This window comes from Rhodococcus sp. 5A-K4 (assembly GCF_046097995.1).
Taxonomy (GTDB): domain Bacteria; phylum Actinomycetota; class Actinomycetes; order Mycobacteriales; family Mycobacteriaceae; genus Rhodococcus_F; species Rhodococcus_F erythropolis.
The window spans coordinates 292,974-318,036 of the sequence record NZ_JBJURM010000006.1 but is presented as its reverse complement, the minus strand read 5'-3'; the positions used below and the strand labels follow the sequence as shown (position 1 = coordinate 318,036).

Here is a 25,063-nt window from a genome sequence, read left to right as displayed (position 1 = left end):
AGGTGAAGGTCAACGACGGTGTTGCCGGCGGGGTTCTGGTCAACAACAAGGTCACGGGTACTGCGAAGCCGCCGACCGGTCCGGAGATCACTCCTCCGCCGGTCACGACCGAGCACCCGGTGAAGGTTCCGGGGTTCACGGTCGCGAAGACTGCGGATCCGGTCTCGGGTACCAATGTTGCTGCTGGTCAGACGATCACGTACACGGTGACGGGTGCGAACACGGGTAACACGACCCTTGATCCGGTGGTGTTGACCGATGATCTGTCGAAGGTTCTCGACAATGCGGCGTTGGTGGACGGTTCGCTCAAGGCAACTGTCGACGGTGTCGACGCGACTGCGCCGACCCTCGAGGGCACCACGCTCTCCTGGACCGGTGCACTCGAAGCCGGTAAGTCGGTTGTTCTGACCTATCAGGTGAAGATCAACGACGGTGTTGCCGGCGGGGTTCTGATCAACAACAAGGTCACCGGTACTGCGAAGCCGCCGACCGGTCCGGAGATCACCCCTCCGCCGGTCACGACCGAACACCCGGTTGATGGCACTCCCGCAATCGAGGTACTGAAGTCCTCTGACCCGTCCACCACGAACCGTGTGGTTGGCGGCCAGGAGATCACGTACACGCTCACGTTCAAGAATGTGGGCACCGCGGATGGTGAGATCAGCTTCTACGACGATCTGACCGATGTTCTCGACGATGCAGTAATGACGAAGAATCCGGCTACTACTTCCACGCTGGTTGTTTCGGGTGTCGTCGACAACGTCTTCACGGTCACCGGAAAGCTGGCCAAGGGTGAGAGCGCGACGGTGACGTACACCGTCAAGGTCAATCCTGAGATCGGAACGTTGTCAGGTCCCGGATTCACTCCGGGCGTCCTGAACAACTACCTGGTGGTTGGTGGCGAGAACCCGCCGGTGGACTGTGTCCCGGGCGACGCTCTCTGCACCGAACACCCGGTGGACCCGCCGGAGACCACCACCACGGTGCCTCCGACGACCACCACCACGACGCCGCCGGTTACGACGGAGCCCTGTGTTCCTCCGACGACGACCACGCGGATGGTTCCGACCACAACGGTTGCGACGACGACGGCTAGCGCGACCACTGCCGGTGACGCTGATGTGACCGGTACGGAGGAATCCACCACCACGGAGGAGACCACCACAGAGGAGACCACGACAGAAGAAGTTGTCGCGGAGGAGATTGTGGATCCGTGTGGCGTGACGACAACGACGCCGCCGACGACAACGCCGCCGGTCACGACAGTTCCGCCGACCACGACGGTTCCGAACACGACGGTGCCGGTTACACCGACGATCATCATTCCCCCGATCGTCGTTGTGCCTCCGATCGTCGTACCGCCGACGGTTCCGGGTCAGCCGGTTCCGAGCACGGTTCCGGGACAGCCGAAGCCGCCGACAGCAAACCCGGGTCAGCCGGGTCAGCCGAAGCCGCCGACGTCTGCTCCTCAGGGTGGAACGATCAACTCGGGTGGTGGCGCTGGTGAGAGTGGCGTGAACACCGGATTGCTCGCGGCAGGCGGTTTGGTTCTGCTGCTGGCGCTGGGAACGGGTGTTGTTCTCCTGACGCGTAAGCGTCGCGAGGATGGTGACAACTGATTCTCTTGAGAATCTGAGGTAAACGACGTGGGGCAGATCGCAGAGTATGCGATCTGCCCCACAGTCGTTTTCGTGTGTGCTACGAGCCGAGCCGAGATCCGTCCTTCTTCCAGGCTGCAACTACCGACGGGCGAGGCTGGGAGGAGCCACCGTCGGGCCAATGGGATGCGGGGCTTTCGATGCTGGCGTCGTCGGTCTCGCCGGGGTGCTGGACGCAGACGATGACGCGCTTCTCGTCCACGATGGGGCCGCAGGTTTCGGCGCCGACGGGAACGGTGAGGAACTGCTTTGTTTCACCGCGGTTTTCGCCTTCGAGGACAACGCTGAACAGTCCGTCGTTGGACTTGAGTGCGTTGCCGTCGGTGGAGATCCACAGATTGCCGTGCGGGTCGAAGGCAAGGTTGTCCGGGCATGAGATGGGGCTGACCTTGCTCTTGTCGAACCCGCCGAAGTAAGTATCGGCTGTGGCCGGATCTCCGCAGACGAGAAGAAGATTCCAGCCGAAGGTGGTGCCGGCGTGGTCGTCGGTGATTTCGAGGACCTGGCCGTTCTTGTTGTTGTTCCTCGGGTTCGCCTCGTCGGCCGCGGCACCACCGTCGACTCCGCGCTTGGTGTTGTTGGTCAGTGCGACGTAAACCTTGCCGCTCTTCGGGTTTGCCTCGAAGTCCTCGGGGCGATCCATCTTCGTTGCCCCGACCTTGTCACCGGCCTGGCGGGTGAAGACGGCGACCTCTTCGGCGCTCATACCGTCTACCAGCGATTCGCCCTTGCCGTCTTCGCCGGTGCGCAGGATGGCTACCCACTCGCCGGTTCCGTCGAACTTGCCGTCCGACGGGAGTTTGCCGGTTCCGTCGATCTCGCCGGCGGAGTTTCCGCTGAGCTTTGCAACGTACAGTGTTCCGGCGTCGAGCAGAGTCATGTTGTGGCGCATGGCTGCCTGACTCTTGCCGTCCTGCATCTTTCGGCTCGAGACGAACTTGTACATGTAGTCGAAGCGCTCGTCGTCACCGCTGTAGGCAACGACGGTGCCGTCCGACGTGATGTAAATGGTGGCGGCTTCGTGCTTGAAACGTCCGAGCGCTGTGTGCTTGATCGGAGTCGACGACGGATCCCAGGGATCGATCTCGACGACGTATCCGAATCGGTTGACCTCGTTGGGTTCTGCGACCAGATCGAACCGCTTGTCGAAGCGTTCCCACTTTCGCTCGGAAGCGGCTCCGGCCAGACCGTAGCGCTTCAGCCGTGCTGCCACCGTGGGATCGGTGACACCCTCGGCGTTCGCGAAGTACTGGTTGAAGTTCTCTTCGCCGGAAAGCACTGTGCCCCAAGGTGTGACGCCGCCAGCGCAATTGTTGAGGGTGCCGAGCACTTTGGTTCCCGTGGGATCGGCACTCGTCTTGAGGAAGTCGCTACCTGCAGCGGGGCCGGTCACGACAAACTCCGTGGTTCCGGTGATGCGGCGGTTGTTCGATCCGATCTCCGGTACCAGCTTGCCGTTGTCGGATTCGCCCTTGACCTGGACGACCGACAGTCCGTGGCTGGCCAGGCCGATCTTGAACTGCTCCTCGGTCGGGTTCTCCGCATCGTAGCCGCGGAACATCGCCGGCTCGGTGGAGTATTCGTGATTGACCACGAGGAGGTAGGTGTTGGGCTGCCCGTCGACCGGGAGCAATCCGGCGAAGTCGTTGTTGAATCCGAACTGCAGTTCCTGTGCTGCCGCAGTCTGCTTGTCGAAGTCGAAGGCCGGGGCTCCGGCGAGAACGGCGTCACCCCAACGGATGACGACGGCCTGATCGTATCCGTCAGGGACGGTGACCTTGTCTTCCTTGTTGGGCGCGACGGCGTCGAAGTTCGTCCCCGCTGGTGTGGTTCCGCCGCTGCTGCCGCTCGTCGAACCGGTTCCCGGTTCGGCACTTGCGGATTCGTCCGAACATGCGACGAGGGCGCTGCCCGCCCCCACCGCGAGCACTGCCATGCCGCTGCCCCGGAGCATGCCGCGACGAGTCAGTGCCGTGCGTGCGATATCGCGGAAGTATTCGCCGCCCGAGGTGTTGGGGACCTCATGAGAGCACGCGTTTCCGCACTTGTACTGGCAGGTGATCGACGCGCGTGCAGACACGCCGTCGTGTTTGACGAACAAGGCCAAAGGCTTGATAGCCACCGTGAACTCCCGAGATTCGATGTACGGACTTCGGGAACCGTAGAAGCTCTAAGCGAGGGTAAAGGAACGTAAAAATGAACGGCAAAACAACGAGGCGACCCTTACCTGCAATTTACGACGCGTCCCCGCGGGGACGTCGCATGACATTTGTCATCGCCGATCCATGACGGTGTCACCGCAGGTGATGACGCTGTGCACTGTTCTCGTCGCGGACTTCCCGCGAGGCTTGGAGGCATGAGAGAACCACATGAGGGAAGCCTCCTGACGGACCTGATGGACATCGGACCCGCACCCACGATGGGCCGCGAACTTGTTGTGATCGTGGTGAACATCGCGATCATCGGAGGGGTATTCGCGATCATCGGCTCCAATCCGGTGTCCTGGATTCTTGTTGCCGCTCTCGCGGTCTACGCGGGCATTCGATTCACGATCGGACTGCGCAGCTGGAACCGAGAGGAGGCGCAGCGATGAAGGGCGATCCCGTGATCGACGTAGTCGGAATGTCGCGGCGCTACGGCTCCGGCAAGGAGGCGTTCGATGCTGTTCGCAATCTGGATCTGAGTGTTCAGGAAGGCGAGCTGTTCGGCCTCCTCGGAACAAACGGTGCCGGCAAGACATCCACTCTCGAAGTGATTCAGGGCCTTTCACGAGCCAGCGCCGGTACGGTGCGCGTTCTGGGAATGGATCCGGTGCGCAACCGCAAGCAGATTCGACCGTCGCTTGGCATCATGCTCCAGAAGGGTGGGCTTCCCCAAGACCTGACTGCTCGTGAGAGTTTGGCGATGTGGGCCGGAACGTGCTCGAATCCGCTTCCCGTCGACGAGGTGCTCGAGCGCGTGGACATGCGTGACCGTGGCGATACCCGCGTGAAGTTCCTCTCGGGCGGTGAAGCGCGCCGACTGGATCTGGCGTGCGCGATCATCGGCCGGCCACTCGTACTGTTCCTCGACGAACCGACTACTGGTTTGGATCCCGAAAGTCGTCGTAACACTTGGCAATTGATCGCTGACTTGAAAGCGTCGGGCGTCACCATCATGTTGACGACGCACTATCTCGACGAAGCTGAATCCTTGTGCGACCAATTGGCGATCATGCACCGTGGATCGGTCGTGCGCAGCGGAACCGTGGCGGACGTCGTCGCAGATCATCCCGCCCAGATCAAACTGCACCGCCCAGGCCTTCCGCTCCCAGCGCTGGCCGGCGCCGAGGTGCGCGTCGAAAACGATCTGGTGCTGATCACCACTCGCACCGTCCAGGAGACGCTGACGGAACTGCTGCTGTGGGCGCAGCACAATGATGTCTTGCTGACCGGCTTGGATGCCCGAGCGGCGTCCCTGGAGACAGTATTCCTCTCCATTGCAGACCAATTCGATCATCACGCAACTCTCGAAGGAGCGTCGGCATGAACCGCATCGCAACCCTGTCTCGTTCGGAGTTCACGCTCCTGGGACGAAATCGACTGTTGCTCTTCAATGCAATCGTCCTCCCGCTGATCTTTCCCGTGGGAATGCTGTACCTGTCGCGAGACGGCGGGCTGTCGGACAAGTCGGTGTCGGCAGGCCTCGAGGTATTTGCGCTGTTCCTTCTCGTCTTCGTGGTCTTCTACAACTTGCTGTCGGTGTACGCGACGCGTCGTGACGAGTTGGTTCTCAAGCGACTACGGACCGGGGAATGCAGCGACGCCGAGATCCTGGCGGGCCCGGCAGTGCCGTCGTGGGTTCTCACCGCGCTGTTGACGGTGGTCATCGGAATCGCTGTGATGGTTCTGGGCGGCAGTGCCCCGGTCAATCCGGTGCTGGTGCTGGTCGCGGTGATCGGCGGCGCCGCGCTCTTCACGGCGCTGGCGTTGATCACTTCGGCTGTCACGCGAAATGCAGAGGCGGCGCAGATCACCTGCATGCCGATTCTGATTCTGGCGACGGCAGGTATGTCCTCGATCAGGAATGTCGTGCCGGACAACATTGCTCGCATTCTCGATTTCACTCCGCTGGCCGCAGTAGTCGACCTTCTCAATCTCGGATGGCTGGGGCGGACCACTGGCGAACTGGCTGATCTGGGCGATGCGCCCGGTGCGGCGGCCGGATTTGTCGACACCTTCGGTTCGGCTGGGCAACCGCTGTTGGTCATGCTGGCGTGGATCGTCGGTTCGGTTCTGATCGCGAACGTCCACTTCCGCTGGGAACCGCGTTCGTAGAACTCTGAGAAGGTAGTGGGCATGATCGCGCAGAACTTCGGACGCTGGAATCCGAGACGGACGTGGCGAACCGCGTCGAACGTCGACAAGGTTCGCCTCTACACGCGGCAATCGTTCATCATGGTCGCAGTGGTTTTCGGTGGCTTCGGTGCGGTCACCGAGATCGTTGCGGATCGGTACCTGTCGGGTGTCTTCCTCGGGATCAGTGCCGTTGCGTGCGCCATCGCCGTGTCTCGGATGCCAGATCTGGGTGGAGTCGTGGCCAAGCCCGTCCAGATTCCTCTTGCCGTGATGACGTTGTCGGCGTTCTGCTCGGCGGGAATCGCCTTGGGAAGCAATGGCGAGAACGGTCCGTACTTCTGGCTGGCGGCAATCCTTGTCGTGCCCCTTGCCGGGTTGACGTCGTTGCGCTGGCTGATCGTGGGCTCGGTGGCCGCCGGGGTTGTACTGGGACTGCTTGCGGGTCCGGAAAGCGGCGTGTCCGTCGGAATCGTCGCCGCCTTCATGGGGCTGACCGTCTACATGTCGGTGTGGCTGCTTCGCATGGTCACCGAATTGGACGAGGCTCGCGGAGCTGCCGCTGCCCTGTCCGTCGCCGAGGAGCGATTGCGATTTTCGCGCGATCTCCATGACGTCGTCGGGCGGGCACTGTCTGCAATTGCGGTGAAAAGCGAACTAGCAGCGACACTTTCACGACGCGGCGACGATCGTGCAGCCGCGCAGATGGACGAAGTACGCGAACTTGCGCAAGATTCTCTCGACGAAGCGCGCGAGTTGGTTCGGGGATACCGGTCCATCGCCTTGGCGTCGGAGCTGGCCGGTGCGCAGTCTCTGCTCGAGGCCGCCGGAATCTCCACCGCGATACGTGGATCGGCAGATCAACTGCCGGTGGAACTGGCCGAGGCCGCCGCGTGGGTCGTCCGTGAAGGCGTGACCAACATTCTCCGGCACTCCAGTGCCGAGAATTGCAGCATCGAGGTGTCCGCGGACGGCGTCGTGATTGCCAACGACGGCGCACGGATCGCAGAGCCGAACAACGGAACCGGTCTGAACGGATTGCGCGAGCGCGTCGGCGCCGTCGGAGGAACTGTCGAAACCGCGCAGGACGAAGATCGCTTCACCCTCACCGCCCACTTTCCGTCCCGAACGAAGGAGTCTCGGTGACCGAGCCGATCAAGGTACTGCTGGCCGACGACGAGAACCTGATCCGCTCGGCTCTGGCCATGATGTTGTCGCTCGAGGACGACATCATTGTCGTGGCAGAAGCCGAATCCGGCGAGGATGCCGTGATCGCTGCTGCAAAGCATCAACCTGACGTAGCTGTGCTCGACCTTCAGATGGCGGGTATCGACGGCATCGAGACGGCGCAACAGATTGCGCAGACGGTCTCGGGGTGCGTCTCGATCATCGTGACGAGCCACGGGCGTCCTGGGTACCTGAAGAAGGCACTGTCAGCAGGTGTCCGCGGGTTTCTACCGAAGACGACGCCTGCGGCGACGCTCGCCGAGGTGGTCCGCAGCGTCCATGCCGGCGGGAGGTACGTCGACCCGTCGTTGGCTGCCGAGGCGATCGGCGCCGGCGACTCACCGCTTACTCCGCGCGAGGCGGACGTACTCGAATACGCGGCCGACGGGGCATCCATCGAGCAGATCGCTTCCCGGGCACATCTGTCTGCGGGTACCACCCGAAACTATTTGTCGTCAGCTGTCACCAAACTCGGTGCGGCCAATCGGCACGAAGCTGCAGTGATCGCCCGCCGGCAGGGGTGGATTTAGGGCCTCCGGCCCCCGTGCGCCTTTCTGGTTGCGGGGACTACCAAAAAGGCGCACAGGGCCGAAGGCCCTGCAATGTCGAGAATCCCCGACTTGCTTCGTCCCTGTAGTGAAGTGCGACCAGAATGGGTGGCACCGACACAGAGGAGATTCACGATGGCCAAGTACTTGCTGCTCAAGCACTACCGCGGCGCTCCGGCTGCAGTCAACGACGTGCCGATGGACCAGTGGACACCGGAAGAGATCACGGCCCACGTGAAGTACATGCAGGACTTCGCGGATCGGCTCGAGAAGGCGGGCGAGTTCGTCGACGGTCAGGCTCTCGCTCCTGAGGGCACCTTTGTCCGGTACGACGGTGAGGGTCGCCCGCCGGTCACCGACGGTCCGTTCGCGGAAACCAAGGACCTCATTGCCGGCTGGATGGTGATCGACGTCGACAACTACGACCGAGCCGTCGAATTGGCCGGGGAGCTCTCGGCCGCGCCCGGCGCAGGCGGGAAGCCGATTCACGAATGGCTCGAACTGCGCCCGTTCCTGACCGAGCCGCCGACCATCACGGACTGACGACTCTCATGGACGACGCGCTGCTTCGAAGTCTGACTCCGAGCGTGCTCGGCATCCTCGTCCGCCGCGGAGCAGATTTCGCGTCGGCCGAGGATGCCGTGCAGGATGCTCTGCTCGAGGCGGTCAGGACCTGGCCGGACAACCCGCCGCGGGACCCGAAGGGCTGGCTGGTCACAGTGGCCTGGCGGCGGTTCCTCGACGGGATCCGGTCGGATGCGGCTCGTCGCAAGCGGGAGTTTCTGGTTGACGAGCAGCCAGGCGAGCGGCCGGTCAGCGGGTCGGTGCCGGGCGTGGACGACACACTCCAGCTCTACTTTCTGTGCGCTCACCCGTCGTTGACGCCGTCGTCCGCCGTTGCACTCACGCTGCGCGCTGTCGGCGGGCTGACCACTCGCCAGATTGCGCAGGCCTACCTGGTGCCCGAAGCGACGATGGCTCAGCGCATCAGCCGAGCCAAGCGCACGGTCTCCGGCGTGCGGTTCGAGCAGCCCGGCGATGTCGCCACCGTTCTACGTGTCCTTTATCTGGTCTTCAACGAGGGGTACTCCGGCGACGTCGACCTGGCTGCCGAGGCCATCAGGCTCACCCGGCAGCTCGCCGCTGCGATCGATCATCCCGAGGTGGCGGGGTTGCTCGCTCTGATGCTGCTTCATCACGCTCGCCGCGCCGCGCGCACTGCCGCAGACGGCAGCCTGGTTCCGCTTGCCGAGCAGGACCGCGGACGGTGGGACACCGAGACGATCGCGGAAGGGGTCGTGATCCTTCAGGGAGCCCTCGCTCGCGACCGACTGGGCGAGTTCCAAGCCCAGGCCGCGATTGCCGCACTTCATGCCGACGCTCTCACAGCAGACGAGACCGATTGGGTGCAGATCGTGGAGTGGTACGACGAACTCGCAGCCCTGACCGACAGCCCGATCGTCCGGCTCAACCGAGCGGTGGCCGTCGGCGAGGCAGACGGACCACGCGCCGGCTTGGCAGCTCTTGCAGCGCTGGACGATTCACTTCCACGCCATGCCGCAGTCGAGGCCTATCTCCGTGAACGCGACGGAGACGTGGAGACGGCGGCGAGGTTGTATGCCGATGCAGCGCACAAGGCATCCAACCTCGCCGAACGTGACCATCTGATGCTTCAGGCGTCGAGGACCAACGCCCGTCGATCTCTGAAGCGTCCTGGGTCAGAGAACCTGTGACAGGAACGCCTGCAGTCGATCGGTCTCGGGATCGTCGAAAAGCTGTTCCGGAGTACCGGTTTCGACAACGGCGCCGCGGTCCATGAAGAGCACCTTGTCGGAAACGGAACGCGCGAAGCCCATTTCGTGCGTCACGACGACCATGGTCATACCGGACTTCGCGAGATCGGCCATCAACGCCAGAACGCCCTTGACCAGTTCGGGGTCGAGAGCTGACGTCGCCTCGTCGAAGAACATGACCTCGGGCTTCATCGCCAAGGCGCGGGCAATGGCGACGCGCTGCTGCTGACCACCGGAAAGGTTGCCGGGCCGCGAGTCCGCCTTCTCCTTGAGCCCCACCAGATCCAGCTGCTCGAGCGCGAGCGCCCGAGCTTGTTCCTTGGACAACCCCTTGAGCTTGTTCGGCCCGAGCGCGATGTTCTCGGCGACGGTCTTGTGCGGGAACAGGTTGAAGTGCTGGAACACCATGCCGATTCGTTGGCGAAGCTCGTCGGGATTGTCCTTCAAGACGGACTTCCCGTCGAGCAGCACGTCACCCTGCTCAGGCTCGTGCAGACGGTTCAGCACGCGCAGGAGAGTCGACTTGCCCGAACCCGAGGGCCCGATGACGGTGACGGTGTTTCCGGCGTCGACGTGCAGGTTGACGCCGCGAAGCACCTTGTTGGCACCGAAGGACAGATGCAGGTCCTTGCCGGTGAGCGATACGGACTTCAGTTCAGAGCTGGTGGTCATGTCCTCAGCCCCTTTCCACGACGATGGCCTGCTCGAGCGGATCCAACGTGCCTGAAGTGTCGGCGCGTCCGGTCCGGAGCCGGTTGTCGATGTAGTTGACGAGGTGCGTCAGCGGGATGGTCAGAGCAAGGTAGAACAAGCCTGCCGCAACGAGCGGGGACAGGCTGCCGGTCTGGGCGTTGAGATCACGTCCGACGGCAAAGAGTTCCCGCTGGGTGACGAGGAGACCGAGGAAGTAGATCAGCGACGAGTCCTTGATCAGCGAGATGAACTGGTTCATCAACGCCGGCAGAACGCGTCGTACACCCTGCGGGATGACGACCAGCGACATGGACTTGCGGTAGCTGAAGCCGAGGGCGCGGGAAGCCTCGAGCTGCCCGGACTCGACGCTCTGGATACCGGATCTGAAGATCTCACCGATGTATGCCGACGCGAGCAGCGACAGCGCCGCGACACCGAGCCAGTACGGATTGCTGCCGGTGATTCCCTTGACGATCGGTCCGACTCCGAGCCCGATGATCAAGATGATGACGACGGCGGGCAGGCCACGGAAGATGTCGGTGTAGACGCGGGCGGGCCAGCGCAGCCAACGGGTGCGCGAGATACCGGCGACAGCGAGCAGCATGCCGAGGACCGTGCCGATGATGCCAGACGCGAGCGCAAGGATCAGGGTGTTGGGAAGACCGGTCTTGAGGAGATCGGGGAATGCCTTCTTGTACAGATCCCAGTCGAAGAACGTGTCCTTGAGCTGTTCGAGCGTCGACTTAGGTTGGTACGACGCGGTATCGCCACCGTCACCGTTTGCTGCGTTTTCCGCCGCAATGGCTGCGAAGTCGGGCAGTTCCGGAGTGGCCGCGGCCTTGGATCCGGGCTTCCAGCCTTCAGGGAGTTGACGCGGTACCCAGTCGGCGTACAGCTGAGACCAGGTTCCGTCGTCGATGACTGCGTCGAGGCCGGAGTTGAGGGCGTCGATCAGCGGCTGGTTTTCCTTGTTCACCGCCCAGCCGACGAAGTTGTTGACCGAGAAGGTGTTCTGGATGATCGAGGTCGGGTCACCCGGAGCGATTGCGCCTTCGGCCTGCTGAGACGGAGCTACCCAGGCGTCGATCTGTCCGGACTTGAGGTTCGCGTACGCCGTGGCGTAGTCGGGAAACTTCACGGGATCGAGCTTGAGCGTGTTCACGACGTAGTCGTCCTGCACGGTTCCCTGCACGACGCCGATGCGCTTTGATGCGTCCAGGTCTCCGAAGCCGGTGATCGGGCTGCCGTTAGGCACGACGAGGGAGAAGTATCCGAAGTCGTAACCGTTGGTGAAGCCGACGGTGTTGCGACGGTCGTCTGTGGTGGTGATGGACGACGAGCCGACGTCGAAGCGTCGACCGGCAACCTGGGCGAGGAGCCCGGCGAACTCGGTGCCGACGAACTCGACCTTCAGGCCCAGCTTGTCCGCGACGGCCTTCAGCAGCTCGTTGTCGTATCCGGTGTACTGATTCTCGGAGTTGACGCAGATGCTCGGGGGCGCGTCACCGAGCGTGCCGACCGTGATGACCCCGGGTTTGATCAAGTTCAGCTTCGAGGTGTCGATCCGATAGACCGGGGTGACGGTGGCCGTGGTGTAGCGGTCTTCGGCGCCCGCACCCGCTGCCGCATCCAGATTGGTGGGCGCCGCGGTTGCGGCTCCCACTCCTGGAGGTGCACACAGGTCTGTGGGGGCTGCCGACGAATCCGAGCCACTCGAGCACGATGACAGAGTCAACGCCAGGAGGGCAGTGAGGAGCAGTGCCACCACCAGGCGGATCTTCGCTGCGACGGAAGAAAACATGCGAGCAGCGTAAACCTAAGGGTAGCCATTTCTCCGTGTAGAACTGTTGACAGTTTTCGGACAAGCGGCCGCTGCGCTGCGGGCATGCCTTCAAATCAGCGTGATTTTAAGTATCGCCAGGTCGGAGAATCCCGTCTCGAAGAGAACGGAGTTACCGAACCGGTGCGAGTTCGACGCCCGCCGGAGGTACCAGGCGGCGCAGTGTCCCGTCGAAGCCGGTGACGTATCGGCCCGGCCGTCGCCGTCCCGGCCGATACGCACTGAACTCGGCCCGGTCCACCCACCCGACAGACCCGAAGCGACGACGCAGGACTTCCCGGTCTCGGGATCTACACGATAGATCGCGCCCTCGAGGTGAGCAGCGACGTAGAGCATCCCATCCCGCGACACGGTCAGATCGTCGAGACCGGGTACCGGGCTCGGGACGGTTGCGACAACGGCCCACGCATCAGGGGTATCCACAGGGACTCGAATGATCTGACCTGTGAACAGATCATCGGTGTACACGGCTCGATGATCCGGACTGAGCGCGAGCCCCTCCGAACGTGGCACTGCGGCCCAATTGGGTACGACGGTTCGGGAGTCATGTTGATAGCGTGACACGCCCTTCGACGGGCCGCCCTCCGTTCCGACCCACGTGGTCAGCAGATCGCCGTCAGGTAGGCGGAGCAAGCCGTTGCCCGCGAAGTCGGCGGGGGCGGACAGCTGATCCGTCGTGGTGTCCAGTTGCCACAGCTTGCCGTCCTGTCTGGTGAGGAAGGACAGCCTCGAACCGTCGAGCTGCAAACCGCCAGGAGCAGCAATGCCGTCGAGGACGGTTCGTACCTGTCCTTCGGCGTCGACGTGATAGATCTTCGACTCGCCGGAGAGGTAGAACCCGCCGTTGTCATCGGTCTCGAGGTTCTCGAGCTGTTCCAACCCCTGGGCTACGGTCTCGACCTGCCAATCGCCGCACATCGGCGCGGTTGTCCAGGTGGCTTCCGCCGGCGTCACCGCGGCAGCGGTCCCGGCTGCGATTGCCGCGACGATCAACAACGCCCGAGTTCGGTTGCGTGATAGCCCCATTGCGCACAACTTACGGCAAATCGGACCAATATCAAACGGTCTGGTCGGTTTAGCCGACGCCCAGGGGGTCGCTCCAGGTGGTCCACACGTCTGGCCCGAGTTCGATCTCGGCTGTGGTGAGTAGACACGCGTCGAGTTCTCGGTGCAGTCGAGACGGGTCGATGGATTGGCCGATGAAGACGAGTTCTTGTCGGCAGTCACCGACAGGCAGTCAGTACCAAGGACCTGGGTAGGCCCCGTTCGGGCTGTGCACCAAGACCGCTCGCTCTTTGCACATATAGAAACCATCCCCGTCGAAGCAATTGACATACTGATTTGTCACCGGCCCTTTGATTGACAAGATCCAATCCGTGCCGATTAGATCCATCGGTCGCGCGCTCCACCCCTGAGACACTTTGGTGAGCGTTCGAAGGTCGGTGACGGAACTCTCGGTGTCGTTCTTGATGTAAAGATAGTTTCCTGCAACGTAGATTTCGCTGAAGTTCAGACCGGAAACTTCAGAACCAATTTTACGTAGCACGTAGTCATTCTTTTTAATATCGAATATGTTGATAAAGTTGTTCTTATCGACATTGTCCCGACGGTATGTTAATAATAGGTCACCATGTCGCTGCATCCCCTCCGCATAGGGCGATAACGGTCCGATCAACTTCTTCGAAGAAGCGTCGAAGTAGAAGACGTCGTTGTCCGGGTTCTTGTATCCATGCCTCAGGAACCAGCCATAATTGGACTGCCCTTGAAAGTCCTTTCCTTCGGTGGCTCGCTGGAATCCGCTCAGATTCTGAAGCTCCGACCCAGTTGAGGCGTCGTTGATGACTACCTTCAGCCCACTCTCGAAACCTATCTCGCGAACAAAGGCCAACCCGTTGAAGCTCGAGTCGTAGACTGGGCCATCGTTACGCTCCCATGTCGGCTCTAGGGTGTCGAGATCGAAGCCCGTGAAATTGTTACCAACGCGTACGATAAATCCGAAATTGGTCGCAGCAATTTCGTCGATCGAAGTTCCGATCGGTGCTGGCCACGCGTAATTCGCAACTGCACCTGGTGTATCCAGTGCATACGAGACAGTTCTGGTTAGGGGTTTTTCGACCTCGAGTCCCGACGCGGGAATGCGGAGGGACAGGATGTAAATGATGCGGAGGCGGTCCGGTGGTCCAGCTACTGTGCAATACGCTTTCACAAGCTCTTCGGACGACGTAACAGATGGTATGGGTAGGGGAAAGAATTTTCCACTCAGAGAGTCGAAGACTACACCGTCCTTGGGTAACTCTTCACTGTTGTTGCACCCCAGGGAGAAGGTTCCAGGACTTCGATTGATCGTGAAAGTGTCATTTGTATGTTCATCTTCTGGAACTTGGACGGATTTTGGGATCGACTTCTCTGGTGGCATCACTGTCGAGGTGCTGTTCTGATTTGAGGAATAGCTGGAAACGGATGGAATCGAGGTCGGAGAAGGGTTCGACGCGTCGATGTTGCGAGCTTCGGAGCATCCCGCCGATAACGCCGAAATCAGCAGGAGTGAAAATAGAATCCACGGCTTCGACCGCGCCTGGGACATAGGTTACTCCTCAAAGTCTTACGCAATTGATGCCGGAAGATTGTGTTCAGAAATAGTCTGTGGAGGGTAGCAATCATTTTCAGATAAATGACCGAGGTTGAAGAAATTTCATCTGAACAGACGACAATGGCAGCATTGCTTGGTCAGATGCTGTCGCGTAGCAATCGTCCGGACTCGGTCGACAGTCAGAAGTGTGGAGGAATGCACCCGTCGTATCGAAGCGCAGCCAGCGCAGTCGAACGTTCCCGATCGCGGGGTTGATGTGAGTGTTTCGCAGCAACTTTGGGTCGTACCGGGAGAAATTGTTTGCCATACAAACAACGCCGAGTTATTGTTTGTCATACAAACAAGTAGGAGTTCGTGATGGTCACCGAGTCAGTTCCCGCAGCGCGCGCGACGCGTGAGTCGGGCAAGCAGACGCGCATGGCGCTGTTCAACGCTGCAACCGAGCTCTTCCTCGAACATGGCGACAGCGTGTCCATCGCGCAGATCTGCACCGCCGCCGGCGCCCATCCAAACCAGGTGACCTACTACTACGGCTCAAAAGAGAAGCTCTTCGTCGAGGTGGCGTGTGCAGCCGTTCTGCGCGCAGGCAAGCGTGCCGAGGTCGATGCCGCCGACGCCGACACCGTGGGCGACTACACCGAGAAGCTGGTCGGATCACTCCTCGGCTCGGGCGCTCCCAGTGTCGAACTGTTCGTGGAAGCGATGATGATGACGGGTCGCCGTGGTGAACTCCGCGATCTGATCTCCGAGACGCTTCGCACTCTGCATTCCTCGGGTGAAACAGCCCTCCTCCGTACCTTGATCCGCACCGGCTGGCAGCTGCGCGCGGGCATCGACGTCGAATCCAAGGCCTTCTGGTCTGCGATCTTCGGCCTCGTCATTCAGAAAACTGCCACCGGCGAGAGCTTCGGTTACTCCCTCGAGGAGGCGGTCGCCGTCATCTTCGCCACTCTCCAGATACCCGACGCCGTACTCAACAGCTCGATGGAATGAACTCTCTTCGAGCGTGATTCTCCGACAAGGACTTCGATGAATATCGTTCGCGTATTCGACAGCAACGTCACCAAGACCCCGGACAAACCCTTCCTGATATTCGACGGTCACGATCACACGTACTCCCAGGTTCAGGACGGAAGTCGACGCGCCGCAGGCTATTTGCAGTCGCTGGGCGTGCAGCCGGGCGACCGCGTCGCGCTGATGTGTTACAACACTCCGGGATTCGTGTACGCGATGCTCGGTGCCTGGCGCTTGGGCGCCGTCGTGGTCCCCATCAACCACAAGATGCAGACTCCGGAAGTTGCCTACGTGCTGGGACACGCGAAGGTGTCGGTGTGCGTCTTCGACGGTGAGTTGGCGCCGGTTGTCGGTCGACTGGAGACAACGGCCAAGCTGATCAGCACGGACTCTGTCGCAGACGGTTTCGACTTCTTCGACGACGCCATCACCCGCCAAGAGGGCGTTGACGGTATCGACATCGACGAGAACGATCCGGCTGAAATCCTCTACACCTCGGGGACCACCGGCTCGCCCAAGGGCTGCGTCCACAGCCACCGCAACGTCGTCGGTGTTGCCGTCACCGCGGCCCTCGCCGTGTCGACGACTCGGGACGAGCGCCTGCTCATGGCCGTCCCGATCTGGCACGCTTCCCCGCTCAACAACTGGTTCATGTCCACGCTCTACATGGGCGGAACCGTCGTGCTGCTGCGCGAGTACCATCCCGTCAAATTCCTGGAAACTGTTCAGGAACAACGTATTACCCTCTGCTTCGGCCCGCCGGTCATCTACACCACTGCACTCAACCTCGTGCCGAACTTTGCCGACTACAACCTCGGTAGCGTTCGTGCGTGGTTGTACGGCGGCGGACCGATCGGCGCGGATGTCGCTCGGCGACTGGTGGAGTCGTACGGCACCACCGAATTCCGGCAGGTCTACGGCATGACCGAGACCGGGCCGGTGGGCACTGTGCTGTACCCCGAGGAGCAGTTGAGCAAGGCGGGCTCGATCGGCCGCGTCGCGCTGGCCGGCGTCGACCTGCGCCTGGTTGCCGATGACGGCACCGACGCGGAGCCCGATCAGATCGGTGAGATCTGGCTGCGCGCCGACACCGTCATGCAGGGGTACCTCGACGACCCCGCTGCCACGAAGGCTGCTTTTGCCGACGGAGGTTGGTACCGCACCGGCGATCTGGCGCGCAAGGATGCGGACGGTTACCTCTTCATCGTCGACCGCGCGAAGGACATGATCATCACGGGCGGTGAGAACGTCTACTCCAAGGAGGTCGAGGACGTGATCTCCGGCCACCCGGACGTCGTCGACGTCGCCGTTGTCGGAAAACCCAACGAAGAATGGGGCGAGACCGTCGTCGCACACGTCGTCTGGCGTGAACCGGATGTCATCAGCGCCGACGACATCAAGGACTACCTCTCGGACAAGTTGGCGCGCTACAAGATTCCGCGTGAAGTGGTGTTCGCGACCATTCTTCCGCGTACACCGACCGGCAAGATCCAGAAGCACCTCATCCGCGCAGCGAGCTGAAAGGCCTGTCATGACTGATATTTCCGAGAAGACCGTCACCCACCCGGCTCCGCATCGCACCCATGCAGTGCTCAACCAGTCGGTACCGCGCACGGACGTCAACGAGTTCCTGCTCGATACGGTCCTGGCCGAAGGGGTCGCGCGCCACGACGCGGCTTGGGCCACAAGTGAGCTCACCGACATCGGTGAACTGGTCGGCAGTGCCGGGTTCCAGCACGACGCCGAGCTGGCCAACACGGTGATCCCCGAATTGAAGACCTTCGATCGCTGGGGAAACCGCATCGACGAGGTCGAATACCATCCGTCGTATCACCGGATCATCTCTGCTGCCGTAGCGCACGGTGCGCACACCTCTGCCTGGGCTGATCCCAAGCCGGGTGCCAACGTGGCTCGGGCCGCGGCATTCATGCTCTTCTCCCAGGTCGAACCGGGCCACGCGTGCCCGATCTCCATGACGCACGCCGTGATCCCCTCGCTCGAGCTGCAATCGGACGTGGCCGCCATCTGGACGCCGCGAGCCCTTTCTCGGAGCTACACCCCCGAGTTGGATGCTCCCGGAAAGGCATCCGCGATATTCGGAATGTCCATGACGGAAAAGCAGGGCGGCTCCGACGTGCGAGCCAACACGACCATCGCCAAGCCGGCCGGACGTGGCGGCCCGGGTGCGGACTACCTGCTCACCGGACACAAGTGGTTCTGCTCCGCGCCGATGTCCGACGCCTTCCTGGTTCTTGCTCAGGCCGAAGGTGCAGCCGGTGAGGGACTTTCCTGCTTCCTTCTCCCCCGCATCCTGCCCGACGGCACACGCAACATCTTCCGCATCCAGCGTCTGAAGAACAAGCTGGGCAACAAGTCCAACGCGTCGTCCGAGATCGAACTCGACGGCACCGTCGGCACCATGATCGGCGAACCGGGTCGTGGCGTGCGGACCATCATCGAAATGGTGTCCCAGACGCGACTCGACTGCATCCTCGGCAGCACGGCAGGTATGCGTCAGTCGGTCGCCGAAGCGGTGTGGCATGCACGGCACCGAAGCGCTTTCGGTGCCGTCCTGGCAGATCAGCCGGCGATGACGTCGGTGCTTGCCGATCTGGCTCTCGAATCCGAAGCCGCCACCATCACCGCACTGCGATTGGCTCGCGCGCAGGACGAGGACGCGGACGAGCAGGAAAAGGCGTTCCGCCGACTCGCGACGGCTGTTGCGAAGTACTGGATCTGCAAGCGCGGCCCGCACCACTCCTACGAGGCACTCGAATGCCTGGGCGGTAACGGCTACACCGAGGACTTCCCGCTTGCCCGTCGCTACCGTGAGCAGCCCGTCATGGCCGTGTGGGAGGGGTCGGGCAACGTCATCGCACTCGATGTCCTGCGCGCGATGACCCGTGAACCCGATTCCGTTGCCGCCTTCGACCACGAGGTCAACCTCGCTCGCGGCAACAACCCGGTCCTCGATCAGCACCTCGATCGGGTACGACGCCAACTCGGTGAGCTCGCCACGATGGCACCCGCCGACGCCCAGCTCCGCGCTCGGACCGTCGTCGAGGCAATGGCGTTGGCGCTGCAGGCTTCGCTCATGGTGCGCCACTCCCCGGCCGCCTCGTCCGATGCGTTCATTGCCGCTCGCCTCGGCGCCGACCGTGGTCACGAGTACGGAACTCTGCCTGTGGGAACAGATTTCGCCGGAATTCTCGCGAGAGCCTAAGGCTGCTCCCTCAGTACCCTGGTGACGGTGTGTACTGCCCCCGTCGGATTGTTGGGCCGCCATGCCATCGCGATTTTCAGCGTGGGCGTGGCCCCGGCGATCGGCAGGTACACGACCCCGTCCATGGACAGATGCGCCGTCGACTCCACGACGACGGCGATCCCGACCCCCGCTCCGACCATGGCCAACAGGCTGTACGGATCGGGGGCTTCGTGCGCGACGGTGGGCGTGAAACCTGCTGTGGCGCAGACGGACAACGTCGCATCGCGCACCACCGAGCCGTGCTCGGCGGGATACATCACGAATCGCTCGGTCGCCAGGTCTTCCGGTGACACCGAGTCCCTGGTACTGAGGTGATGCCTGGCCGGAACCGCGACCATCAAGGTTTCCTCGCGCACAGTGTGAGTCTCGAATCCGCGCGGAATGGGCAGGCCGACTATGCCCATGTCGAGTGTTCCGCGTCGGAGAGCGTCGAGCACCTCACCCGAGTACATCTGCGGCCGTAGGTCCAGTTCGATTCCCGGATGGGAGTCGGCCAGCGATCGTGTGAGGGCCGACAGCACCGTGTAGCCGCCCGTTCCGCCGAAACCCACCGTGACACGGCCTGTTTCCCCGGTTGACGCCGCTGATGCGATATCTCGTACGACGGCGATCTGCGCTTCGATGATTCGTGCGGGCGTGACCAAGGCTTCGCCGGCTGCGGTCAATTGCACTGATCTGGTGGTCCGGACAAACAGGTCGGTGCCGAGTTCGCGCTCGAGCGCCCGAATGGTCTGGCTGAGCGGGGACTGCCCGATGTGGAGTCGCTCGGCGGCCCGGCCGAAATGAAGCTCGTCGGCGACTGCGAGAAACGCGCGCAGCTGACGCAATTCCATGTCGCTCCTCCCGGGTTTCATTATGTGGTTCTTCCACATAAATGAGTCGAACTAAGTCTTGGACTCTACATGGATTTCGGACGATAGTGATTCACGCCTCACATTGCATCCCTTGGTGATGCCCGACGCGAGAATCAGGGAGAACCGTGGATCAACACCCAGGTCAAGACACCAATCCGCCTGAATACAACACCAAACAGGCACGCAAGGCCGGAATCACGGCGTTTGTCGGAACGACTATCGAGTGGTTCGACTTCTACATCTACGGAACCGCATCTGCCTTGGTGCTCGGCCCGCTGTTCTTCCCGGATGCGTCGCCGGCGGTGGGAACACTCGCAGCCTTCGCGACTTTTGCCGTGGGATTCGTGGCTCGTCCTGTCGGCGGAGTGGTGTTCGGTCATTTCGGAGACAAGTTCGGTCGCAAGAACGCCGTGATCATCACCCTCGCGCTCATGGGTTTGGGGACCGTCGGTGTCGGCCTCCTCCCTACGTACTCCCAGATCGGGATCTGGGCGCCGATACTGCTTGTGGCACTGCGTGTTCTCCAGGGCATTGCCATGGGCGGCGAATGGGGTGGCGCCGTATTGATCGCCACCGAGTTCGCTCCCCCGAAGAAAAAGGTGCTCTACGGTGCGTTTGCGCAGCAGGGTTCACCGGTCGGCAACCTGCTCGCGACGCTGGCCTTCCTCGGCCTGACGTTGATGTCGGATTCCGTGTTCGAGTCGTGGGGTTGGCGTCTGCCGTTCCTCGGATCCGCAGCGTTGGTGATCGTCGCTCTCTACATCCGACTGCACATCTCCGAGACACCTGAGATGAAGAAGGCTGTTGCGGCACAGGAACGTACACGGATGCCGCTGGTTGAAGTGTTGCGTTCGCATCCCGTCGAACTTGCTCTCGGCGTCGGCGCTGTGGTTGCCGGTGTTGCCATCACGTACGTCAAGACAACCTTTGCGCTCTCTTGGGCGACAACGGATCTCGGCTTCGAGCGCAGTGACTTCCTCCTCGTGATCACCGTGGCACTGGTAGCCCAGGCGCTCGTACAGCCTTTCGGTGCTGTGCTGGCCACGCGGATCGATCCGTCGAAAGCGGTCCGTTGGATGCTGCTTCCGGAGATCGTGCTCCTACCACTGATGTTCGTGCTGGTTCAGACGGGCTCCGTGCCCTTGGCGATTCTGGGTATGGTCCTCGCGACGGCGCCTCACGCAATGTATTACGCCGCGCTGGCCGGCATTCTGGCGCAGGTTTTCCCCACCAATGTTCGGTATACCGGCATCTCTCTGTCGTACCAATTGTCGACCGCCGTTTTTGCCGGAACAGCCCCGATGGTCAGCCAGTATCTGCTGACGCGAACCAACTCGATCTGGCCGGTCGTCGCTCTTGGGCTCGTGTATGTCGTTCTCTCCCTTGTCTGTATGACGGCATTGTTGCGCAGGAGTGCGCTGCACGCGCAAGGGCCGAATTCGACGAGCTCCTCGAACATGACCGATGTTTCCACCCTGAAAGGCGTTGACCACTGATGAACTTTGCACACACCGACCCCGCTCTGACAGCGGTAGTGGACAGATGGACCGCCGGGGCGGACCGAGAGACGTTGAACGGATTGCTCGACCGACTGGGCCGAGATGCCGCCGGCCGTTTGTCCGAGCTTGCCGACATCGCAGACAAGAACCCGCCGGTGCTGCAGCAATTCGACAAGGCCGGTGACCGCGTCGACCGGATTTCCTATCACCCGGCCTACCTGGAACTGTGCCGGGCGGCGTACAACGAGTACGGCCTGTCCGCCATGTCGCACCGAAAAGGGTTGCACGGATGGGACTCCGTGCATCCGCCACTCGCGAAGTACCTCGCGTCGTACATCTTCGTGCAGGCAGAGTTCGGGCTGGCCTGCCCGGTGTCGATGACAGATGCTGCTGCGCGGACCCTGCGCATGTTCGGTGATCCGGCCGTGTTCTCGCCCTGGATCGACGCGTTGACGTCGACGGACCCCGAGCAGGCGAAGACGGGTGCGATGTTCATGACCGAGATTCAGGCAGGCACCGACATCGCCTGCACCGAAACACGCGCCGAGCGCGACGGTGACGGATGGGTTCTGACGGGCAAGAAGTGGTTCGCCTCCAACCCGGATGCCGATGTGATCATCACCCTCGCAAGATTCCCGGGCGGACAGGATGGTTCGACGCGTGGAGTTGGAATGTTCATGGTGCCCAAGACCTTGGGATCCGGCGAGCGCAACAACCTCACGATCGATCGTCTCAAGGACAAGCTGGGTACGCGTTCCATGCCGAGCGGCGAGGTGACGCTGAACCGCGCGCACGCACTCCAGGTCGGTGAACTCGATCGAGGGTTCCGCCAGATGGCGGAGATGGTCAACACGTCTCGCCTCTCCAATGCGATGCGTTCGAGCGCTCTCATGCGCCGAGCAGTCCGCGAAGCCGTCGAACATTCGAAGAGCCGAGTCGTGTTCGGTAAGAAGCTCTTCGACCAGCCACTGATGCGGGCGACGCTTCTTCCCCTTGCACTCGATGCCGAGGCTTCGCTAGCCCTGGTCGCGTACAGCGCACAGTGTCTTCAGGCAGCAGACGGCGGCGACGAACAGGCGCGCGCACTGATCAGGGTACTGACACCGATCGCCAAACACTTTGTCTGCAAACGCGCGCGGGTGGTCACCGGCGAGGCCATGGAGGTGCGCGGAGGAAACGGCTACATCGAGGAATGGGCCAACGCGCGACTAGTGCGGGATGCCCACTTGGGCTCGATCTGGGAGGGCTCTAGCAATGTCATTGCGCTGGACGTACTTCGGTGCCTACGCAAGTTCAACTCGCACCGCACGGTCGCGGAAGCGATGACGGACATCTTGTCCACCGTCGGACCGGATTGCGAAGCCGGGGCCGGAGTTCTGTTGCGGCGCTGGGAGGAACTGGTAGAGGAAGGAGATCGTCTGATCTCCGGATCTGACGATGCCGCCCAGGCCGCCAGCGCAAAGTATGCCGACGAGTTGGCTCGTGCCGTCATGGCGACCCTGCTTTTCGATCTTGCGGATCACGGCATCCGACACGGTAATGGGTACCGGTCACTGCTGGTGGCTAATTCCTACCTGGCCGGTCTTGTGGGGAAGGTGCCGTCGGCTGCGCTCGGCAATCTCGACGTGATCACCGACGGCGGTGACGTCGAGCTGGATGATGCACGTGACGTCGTAGCCGAGTTCCTCTCTGTAGCAGGTGGTCATCGGTGAACTCGCCAACAGGCCCCACACCCCTCGCCGGCGTCCGTGTTCTGGATCTGTCGAAGATCCTTGCCGGGCCGTACGCAACCATGTCGCTTGCCGATCTCGGTGCCGACGTCACCAAGATCGAACACCCTGAAGGCGGCGACCCCACGCGTTCGTGGGGGCCTCCCTTCGTCGGGGTAGATGCCGCCTACTATCTCGCGATCAACCGCGGTAAGAAGTCGGTCACGATCGACCTCAAGTCCACCGAAGGACAGGAGATCATCCACCGCATGCTCGAAGAGACCGATGTAGTCGTGGAGAACTTCAAGCCGGGCAGCGGATTACAGAAGATCTTCGACTACCAGGCGCTGTCCGAGCGATACCCGCATCTGATCACCCTGCACATCTCTGCCTTCGGTGAAGAAGGACCGCTGCGCGACGAACCGGGGTACGACATGATCGCGCAGGCCGCGGGTGGGCTCATGTCGCTCACCGGTGAACCGGGTGGTGCTCCGATGAAATCCGGGTTTGCGTTGGGAGACTTGGGCGCAGCGCTTTTCGGACTGGTCGGTGTCCTGGCTGCATTGGTCGAGCGAGGCCGGACCGGGCGCGGACAGTACGTGACCACGTCGCTGTACGAGTGCCAACTCGCGATGCACGTGAACTGGGCGACCAGTTACTTCGCCACCGGTGAGCGCCCGACTGCGTTGGGCTCCGGTCATCCGAATCTTGCTCCGTATCAAGCATTTCCTGCCAGCGACGGGTACTTCGTCATCGCTGTCGGCAACGACGGGATGTGGGCGTCGCTGTGCGAGGCCATCGGAAGGAGTGAACTGGTCACCGATCCGCGTTTTGCCCACAACCGCGACAGGGTGGAGAACCGCGAGAGTCTGGAACGAGAACTCACCAGCGCCTTCACATCGGAAACCGTCGAACACTGGTGCGCTCTTCTCGCCGAACGCGCGGTGCCGGTGTCACCGATCCGCCATCTCGACGAGATCTACTCCGATCCCCACACCGCCGCGCTCGGAATGGTCGGAACCGTGGACCATCCGACGCTCGGACCGTTGAAGCAAGTGGCCTTTCCGGTCAACTTCTCCGGCCAGAGGCCACGTCTGACGTCGGCGCCGCCCGTTCTCGGCGCCGACAACGACGAAGTCCTTGGTACCGCTCAGGCCAGCCCGCTCAACGCAGGCGGTGTGTTGTCGTCGCGCCAAGCGATGGCCTCGGCAAGCGTCGTGAGGTCGTAGTCCGGTCCGCTGACGCCGACGGTGAAGAGCGAGACACCGTCGGCGACCAGGTCAGCAGCATTCTCGAGCCCAGGCCACGGAACCGAGTGCTCTACTTCCAGCGGGTTCCGGCCTACGTCGGCGCAATGGTCGGAGAGGATGCCTGACTTGCGCAGGTGTGTCTCGCGGTCACCGAAGCTGTGCCAGACGTCGGCGTACTCGGCGACCAAGCGCAGGGTCTTCTTCTCGCCGCCACCGCCGATGAGGACCGGGATGTTGCGCGTCGGCGGCGGGTTGCCCTTCGCCAGGCGGCCCGTGATGCGGGGGAGGTATTCGCCCAGCAGTTTCAGCCGTGAACCGGGAGTGCCGAAGTCGTATCCGAACTGGTCGTAGTCCTTCTCGAACCAGCCGGCACCGATGCCGAGGATCAGGCGTCCGCCGCTGATGTGGTCGACGGTTCGCGCCATGTCGGCCAGCAGATCCGGATTGCGGTAGCCACCACCGGTGACCAGGGCGCCGATCTCGACGCGTTCGGTCTGCTCGGCCCAGGCGCCGAGCATGGTCCAGCATTCGAAGTGGGCGCCGTCGGGATCGCCGGTCAACGGGTAGAAGTGGTCCCAGTTGAAGACGATGTCCACCCCGGCGTCCTCGGACCGCAAGACGGCGTCGCGTATCAACCCGTAATCGGGTGCGTGCTGGGGTTGGAGTTGAACACCGATGCGTACCGGACGAGTCATGCCACGCTCCTGACGAGAGGAATGGTTGTCTTCTCCCATCATGGCCGGGTGTGCGCGGTACCGCTACCGCCGCCGTCGGTGACGGGTTTGCCCG

At 62.2% G+C, this 25,063-nt stretch carries 22 protein-coding genes; 14 read left to right on the top strand and 8 right to left on the bottom strand.

The window, feature by feature from the left end; genetic code table 11:
• A partial coding sequence (locus ACKAMS_RS11260) for an isopeptide-forming domain-containing fimbrial protein (protein ID WP_408989046.1) occupies window positions 1–1,619 on the top strand: 1,619 nt, incomplete at its 5' end.
• 79 nt (window positions 1,620–1,698) lie between these two features.
• Here the strand turns inward: ACKAMS_RS11260 and ACKAMS_RS11255 are convergent.
• Complete coding sequence (locus ACKAMS_RS11255; protein ID WP_408989045.1) at window positions 1,699–3,780, bottom strand: PhoX family protein; 2,082 nt, start codon at window positions 3,778–3,780, stop codon at window positions 1,699–1,701.
• A 234-nt stretch (window positions 3,781–4,014) separates the two neighbouring features.
• Here ACKAMS_RS11255 and ACKAMS_RS11250 point away from each other — a divergent pair, with 234 nt between their 5' ends.
• From ACKAMS_RS11250 to ACKAMS_RS11220, 7 genes are all read left to right on the top strand, one after another.
• Window positions 4,015–4,251, top strand: coding sequence for a hypothetical protein (locus tag ACKAMS_RS11250; RefSeq protein ID WP_019746144.1), 237 nt, complete (start codon window positions 4,015–4,017; stop codon window positions 4,249–4,251).
• Window positions 4,248–5,186: an ABC transporter ATP-binding protein gene (locus tag ACKAMS_RS11245; protein ID WP_019746143.1), complete on the top strand. Its 939-nt coding sequence runs from the start codon at window positions 4,248–4,250 to the stop codon at window positions 5,184–5,186. The genes ACKAMS_RS11250 and ACKAMS_RS11245 overlap by 4 nt, the downstream gene beginning before the upstream one ends.
• Window positions 5,183–5,974: an ABC transporter permease gene (locus tag ACKAMS_RS11240; protein WP_070797551.1), complete on the top strand. Its 792-nt coding sequence runs from the start codon at window positions 5,183–5,185 to the stop codon at window positions 5,972–5,974. Before ACKAMS_RS11245 ends, ACKAMS_RS11240 begins: the two co-directional genes overlap by 4 nt.
• Window positions 5,975–5,995: 21 nt before the next feature.
• Entirely contained in the window at window positions 5,996–7,138 is a 1,143-nt protein-coding gene (locus ACKAMS_RS11235; protein WP_269576603.1) for a sensor histidine kinase, read from the top strand.
• A complete protein-coding gene (locus ACKAMS_RS11230) occupies window positions 7,135–7,749 on the top strand; it encodes a response regulator transcription factor (RefSeq protein WP_211918891.1) in 615 nt (204 codons plus the stop codon). Before ACKAMS_RS11235 ends, ACKAMS_RS11230 begins: the two co-directional genes overlap by 4 nt.
• A 153-nt stretch (window positions 7,750–7,902) precedes the next feature.
• The gene (locus ACKAMS_RS11225; protein ID WP_021346141.1) at window positions 7,903–8,310 is read left to right on the top strand and encodes a YciI family protein; all 408 of its coding nucleotides are present in this window, start codon (window positions 7,903–7,905) and stop codon (window positions 8,308–8,310) included.
• Window positions 8,311–8,318: 8 nt separating this feature from the next.
• The gene (locus ACKAMS_RS11220) at window positions 8,319–9,500 is read left to right on the top strand and encodes an RNA polymerase sigma factor (RefSeq protein ID WP_029256772.1); all 1,182 of its coding nucleotides are present in this window, start codon (window positions 8,319–8,321) and stop codon (window positions 9,498–9,500) included.
• On the opposite strand, the gene ACKAMS_RS11215 is transcribed toward ACKAMS_RS11220, so the two are convergent.
• The 5 genes from ACKAMS_RS11215 to ACKAMS_RS11195 all read right to left on the bottom strand — a co-directional run bounded on the left by ACKAMS_RS11215 (window position 9,486) and on the right by ACKAMS_RS11195 (window position 14,677).
• On the bottom strand, window positions 9,486–10,232 hold the full coding sequence (locus ACKAMS_RS11215; RefSeq protein ID WP_019746137.1) for an amino acid ABC transporter ATP-binding protein: 747 nt from the start codon (window positions 10,230–10,232) through the stop codon (window positions 9,486–9,488). The genes ACKAMS_RS11220 and ACKAMS_RS11215 overlap by 15 nt on opposite strands.
• A gap of 4 nt (window positions 10,233–10,236) precedes the next feature.
• Complete coding sequence (locus ACKAMS_RS11210; RefSeq protein WP_408989044.1) at window positions 10,237–12,054, bottom strand: ABC transporter substrate-binding protein/permease; 1,818 nt, start codon at window positions 12,052–12,054, stop codon at window positions 10,237–10,239.
• Window positions 12,055–12,144: 90 nt separating this feature from the next.
• Complete coding sequence (locus ACKAMS_RS11205; RefSeq protein WP_408989043.1) at window positions 12,145–13,119, bottom strand: SMP-30/gluconolactonase/LRE family protein; 975 nt, start codon at window positions 13,117–13,119, stop codon at window positions 12,145–12,147.
• Window positions 13,120–13,168: 49 nt separating this feature from the next.
• A complete protein-coding gene (locus ACKAMS_RS11200) occupies window positions 13,169–13,330 on the bottom strand; it encodes a GTP-binding protein (RefSeq protein ID WP_408989049.1) in 162 nt (53 codons plus the stop codon).
• A complete protein-coding gene (locus tag ACKAMS_RS11195; RefSeq protein WP_218747506.1) occupies window positions 13,331–14,677 on the bottom strand; it encodes a hypothetical protein in 1,347 nt (448 codons plus the stop codon).
• Window positions 14,678–15,040: 363 nt separating this feature from the next.
• Between ACKAMS_RS11195 and ACKAMS_RS11190 the strand changes: the two genes are divergently transcribed.
• The 3 genes from ACKAMS_RS11190 to ACKAMS_RS11180 are packed head-to-tail and all read left to right on the top strand — an operon-like array spanning window position 15,041 to window position 18,920.
• Entirely contained in the window at window positions 15,041–15,676 is a 636-nt protein-coding gene (locus ACKAMS_RS11190) for a TetR/AcrR family transcriptional regulator C-terminal domain-containing protein (protein ID WP_007735239.1), read from the top strand.
• Window positions 15,677–15,712: 36 nt separating this feature from the next.
• Window positions 15,713–17,218: a class I adenylate-forming enzyme family protein gene (locus ACKAMS_RS11185; RefSeq protein WP_020971425.1), complete on the top strand. Its 1,506-nt coding sequence runs from the start codon at window positions 15,713–15,715 to the stop codon at window positions 17,216–17,218.
• A gap of 10 nt (window positions 17,219–17,228) precedes the next feature.
• Complete coding sequence (locus tag ACKAMS_RS11180; protein WP_408989042.1) at window positions 17,229–18,920, top strand: acyl-CoA dehydrogenase family protein; 1,692 nt, start codon at window positions 17,229–17,231, stop codon at window positions 18,918–18,920.
• On the opposite strand, the gene ACKAMS_RS11175 is transcribed toward ACKAMS_RS11180, so the two are convergent.
• Window positions 18,917–19,795, bottom strand: a complete 879-nt coding sequence (locus ACKAMS_RS11175; RefSeq protein WP_408989041.1) for a LysR family transcriptional regulator — start codon at window positions 19,793–19,795, stop codon at window positions 18,917–18,919. The two genes, ACKAMS_RS11180 and ACKAMS_RS11175, sit on opposite strands and share 4 nt — an antisense overlap.
• Before the next feature lie 146 nt (window positions 19,796–19,941).
• Here ACKAMS_RS11175 and ACKAMS_RS11170 point away from each other — a divergent pair, with 146 nt between their 5' ends.
• The 3 genes from ACKAMS_RS11170 to ACKAMS_RS11160 are packed head-to-tail and all read left to right on the top strand — an operon-like array spanning window position 19,942 to window position 24,253.
• Complete coding sequence (locus ACKAMS_RS11170) at window positions 19,942–21,312, top strand: MFS transporter (RefSeq protein ID WP_283385261.1); 1,371 nt, start codon at window positions 19,942–19,944, stop codon at window positions 21,310–21,312.
• Window positions 21,312–23,027: an acyl-CoA dehydrogenase family protein gene (locus tag ACKAMS_RS11165; RefSeq protein WP_408989040.1), complete on the top strand. Its 1,716-nt coding sequence runs from the start codon at window positions 21,312–21,314 to the stop codon at window positions 23,025–23,027. The genes ACKAMS_RS11170 and ACKAMS_RS11165 overlap by 1 nt, the downstream gene beginning before the upstream one ends.
• On the top strand, window positions 23,024–24,253 hold the full coding sequence (locus ACKAMS_RS11160; protein WP_408989039.1) for a CaiB/BaiF CoA transferase family protein: 1,230 nt from the start codon (window positions 23,024–23,026) through the stop codon (window positions 24,251–24,253). Before ACKAMS_RS11165 ends, ACKAMS_RS11160 begins: the two co-directional genes overlap by 4 nt.
• Here the strand turns inward: ACKAMS_RS11160 and ACKAMS_RS11155 are convergent.
• Complete coding sequence (locus ACKAMS_RS11155; protein WP_020971420.1) at window positions 24,175–24,969, bottom strand: LLM class F420-dependent oxidoreductase; 795 nt, start codon at window positions 24,967–24,969, stop codon at window positions 24,175–24,177. The genes ACKAMS_RS11160 and ACKAMS_RS11155 overlap by 79 nt on opposite strands.
• Between the last annotated feature and the right edge of the window lie 94 nt (window positions 24,970–25,063).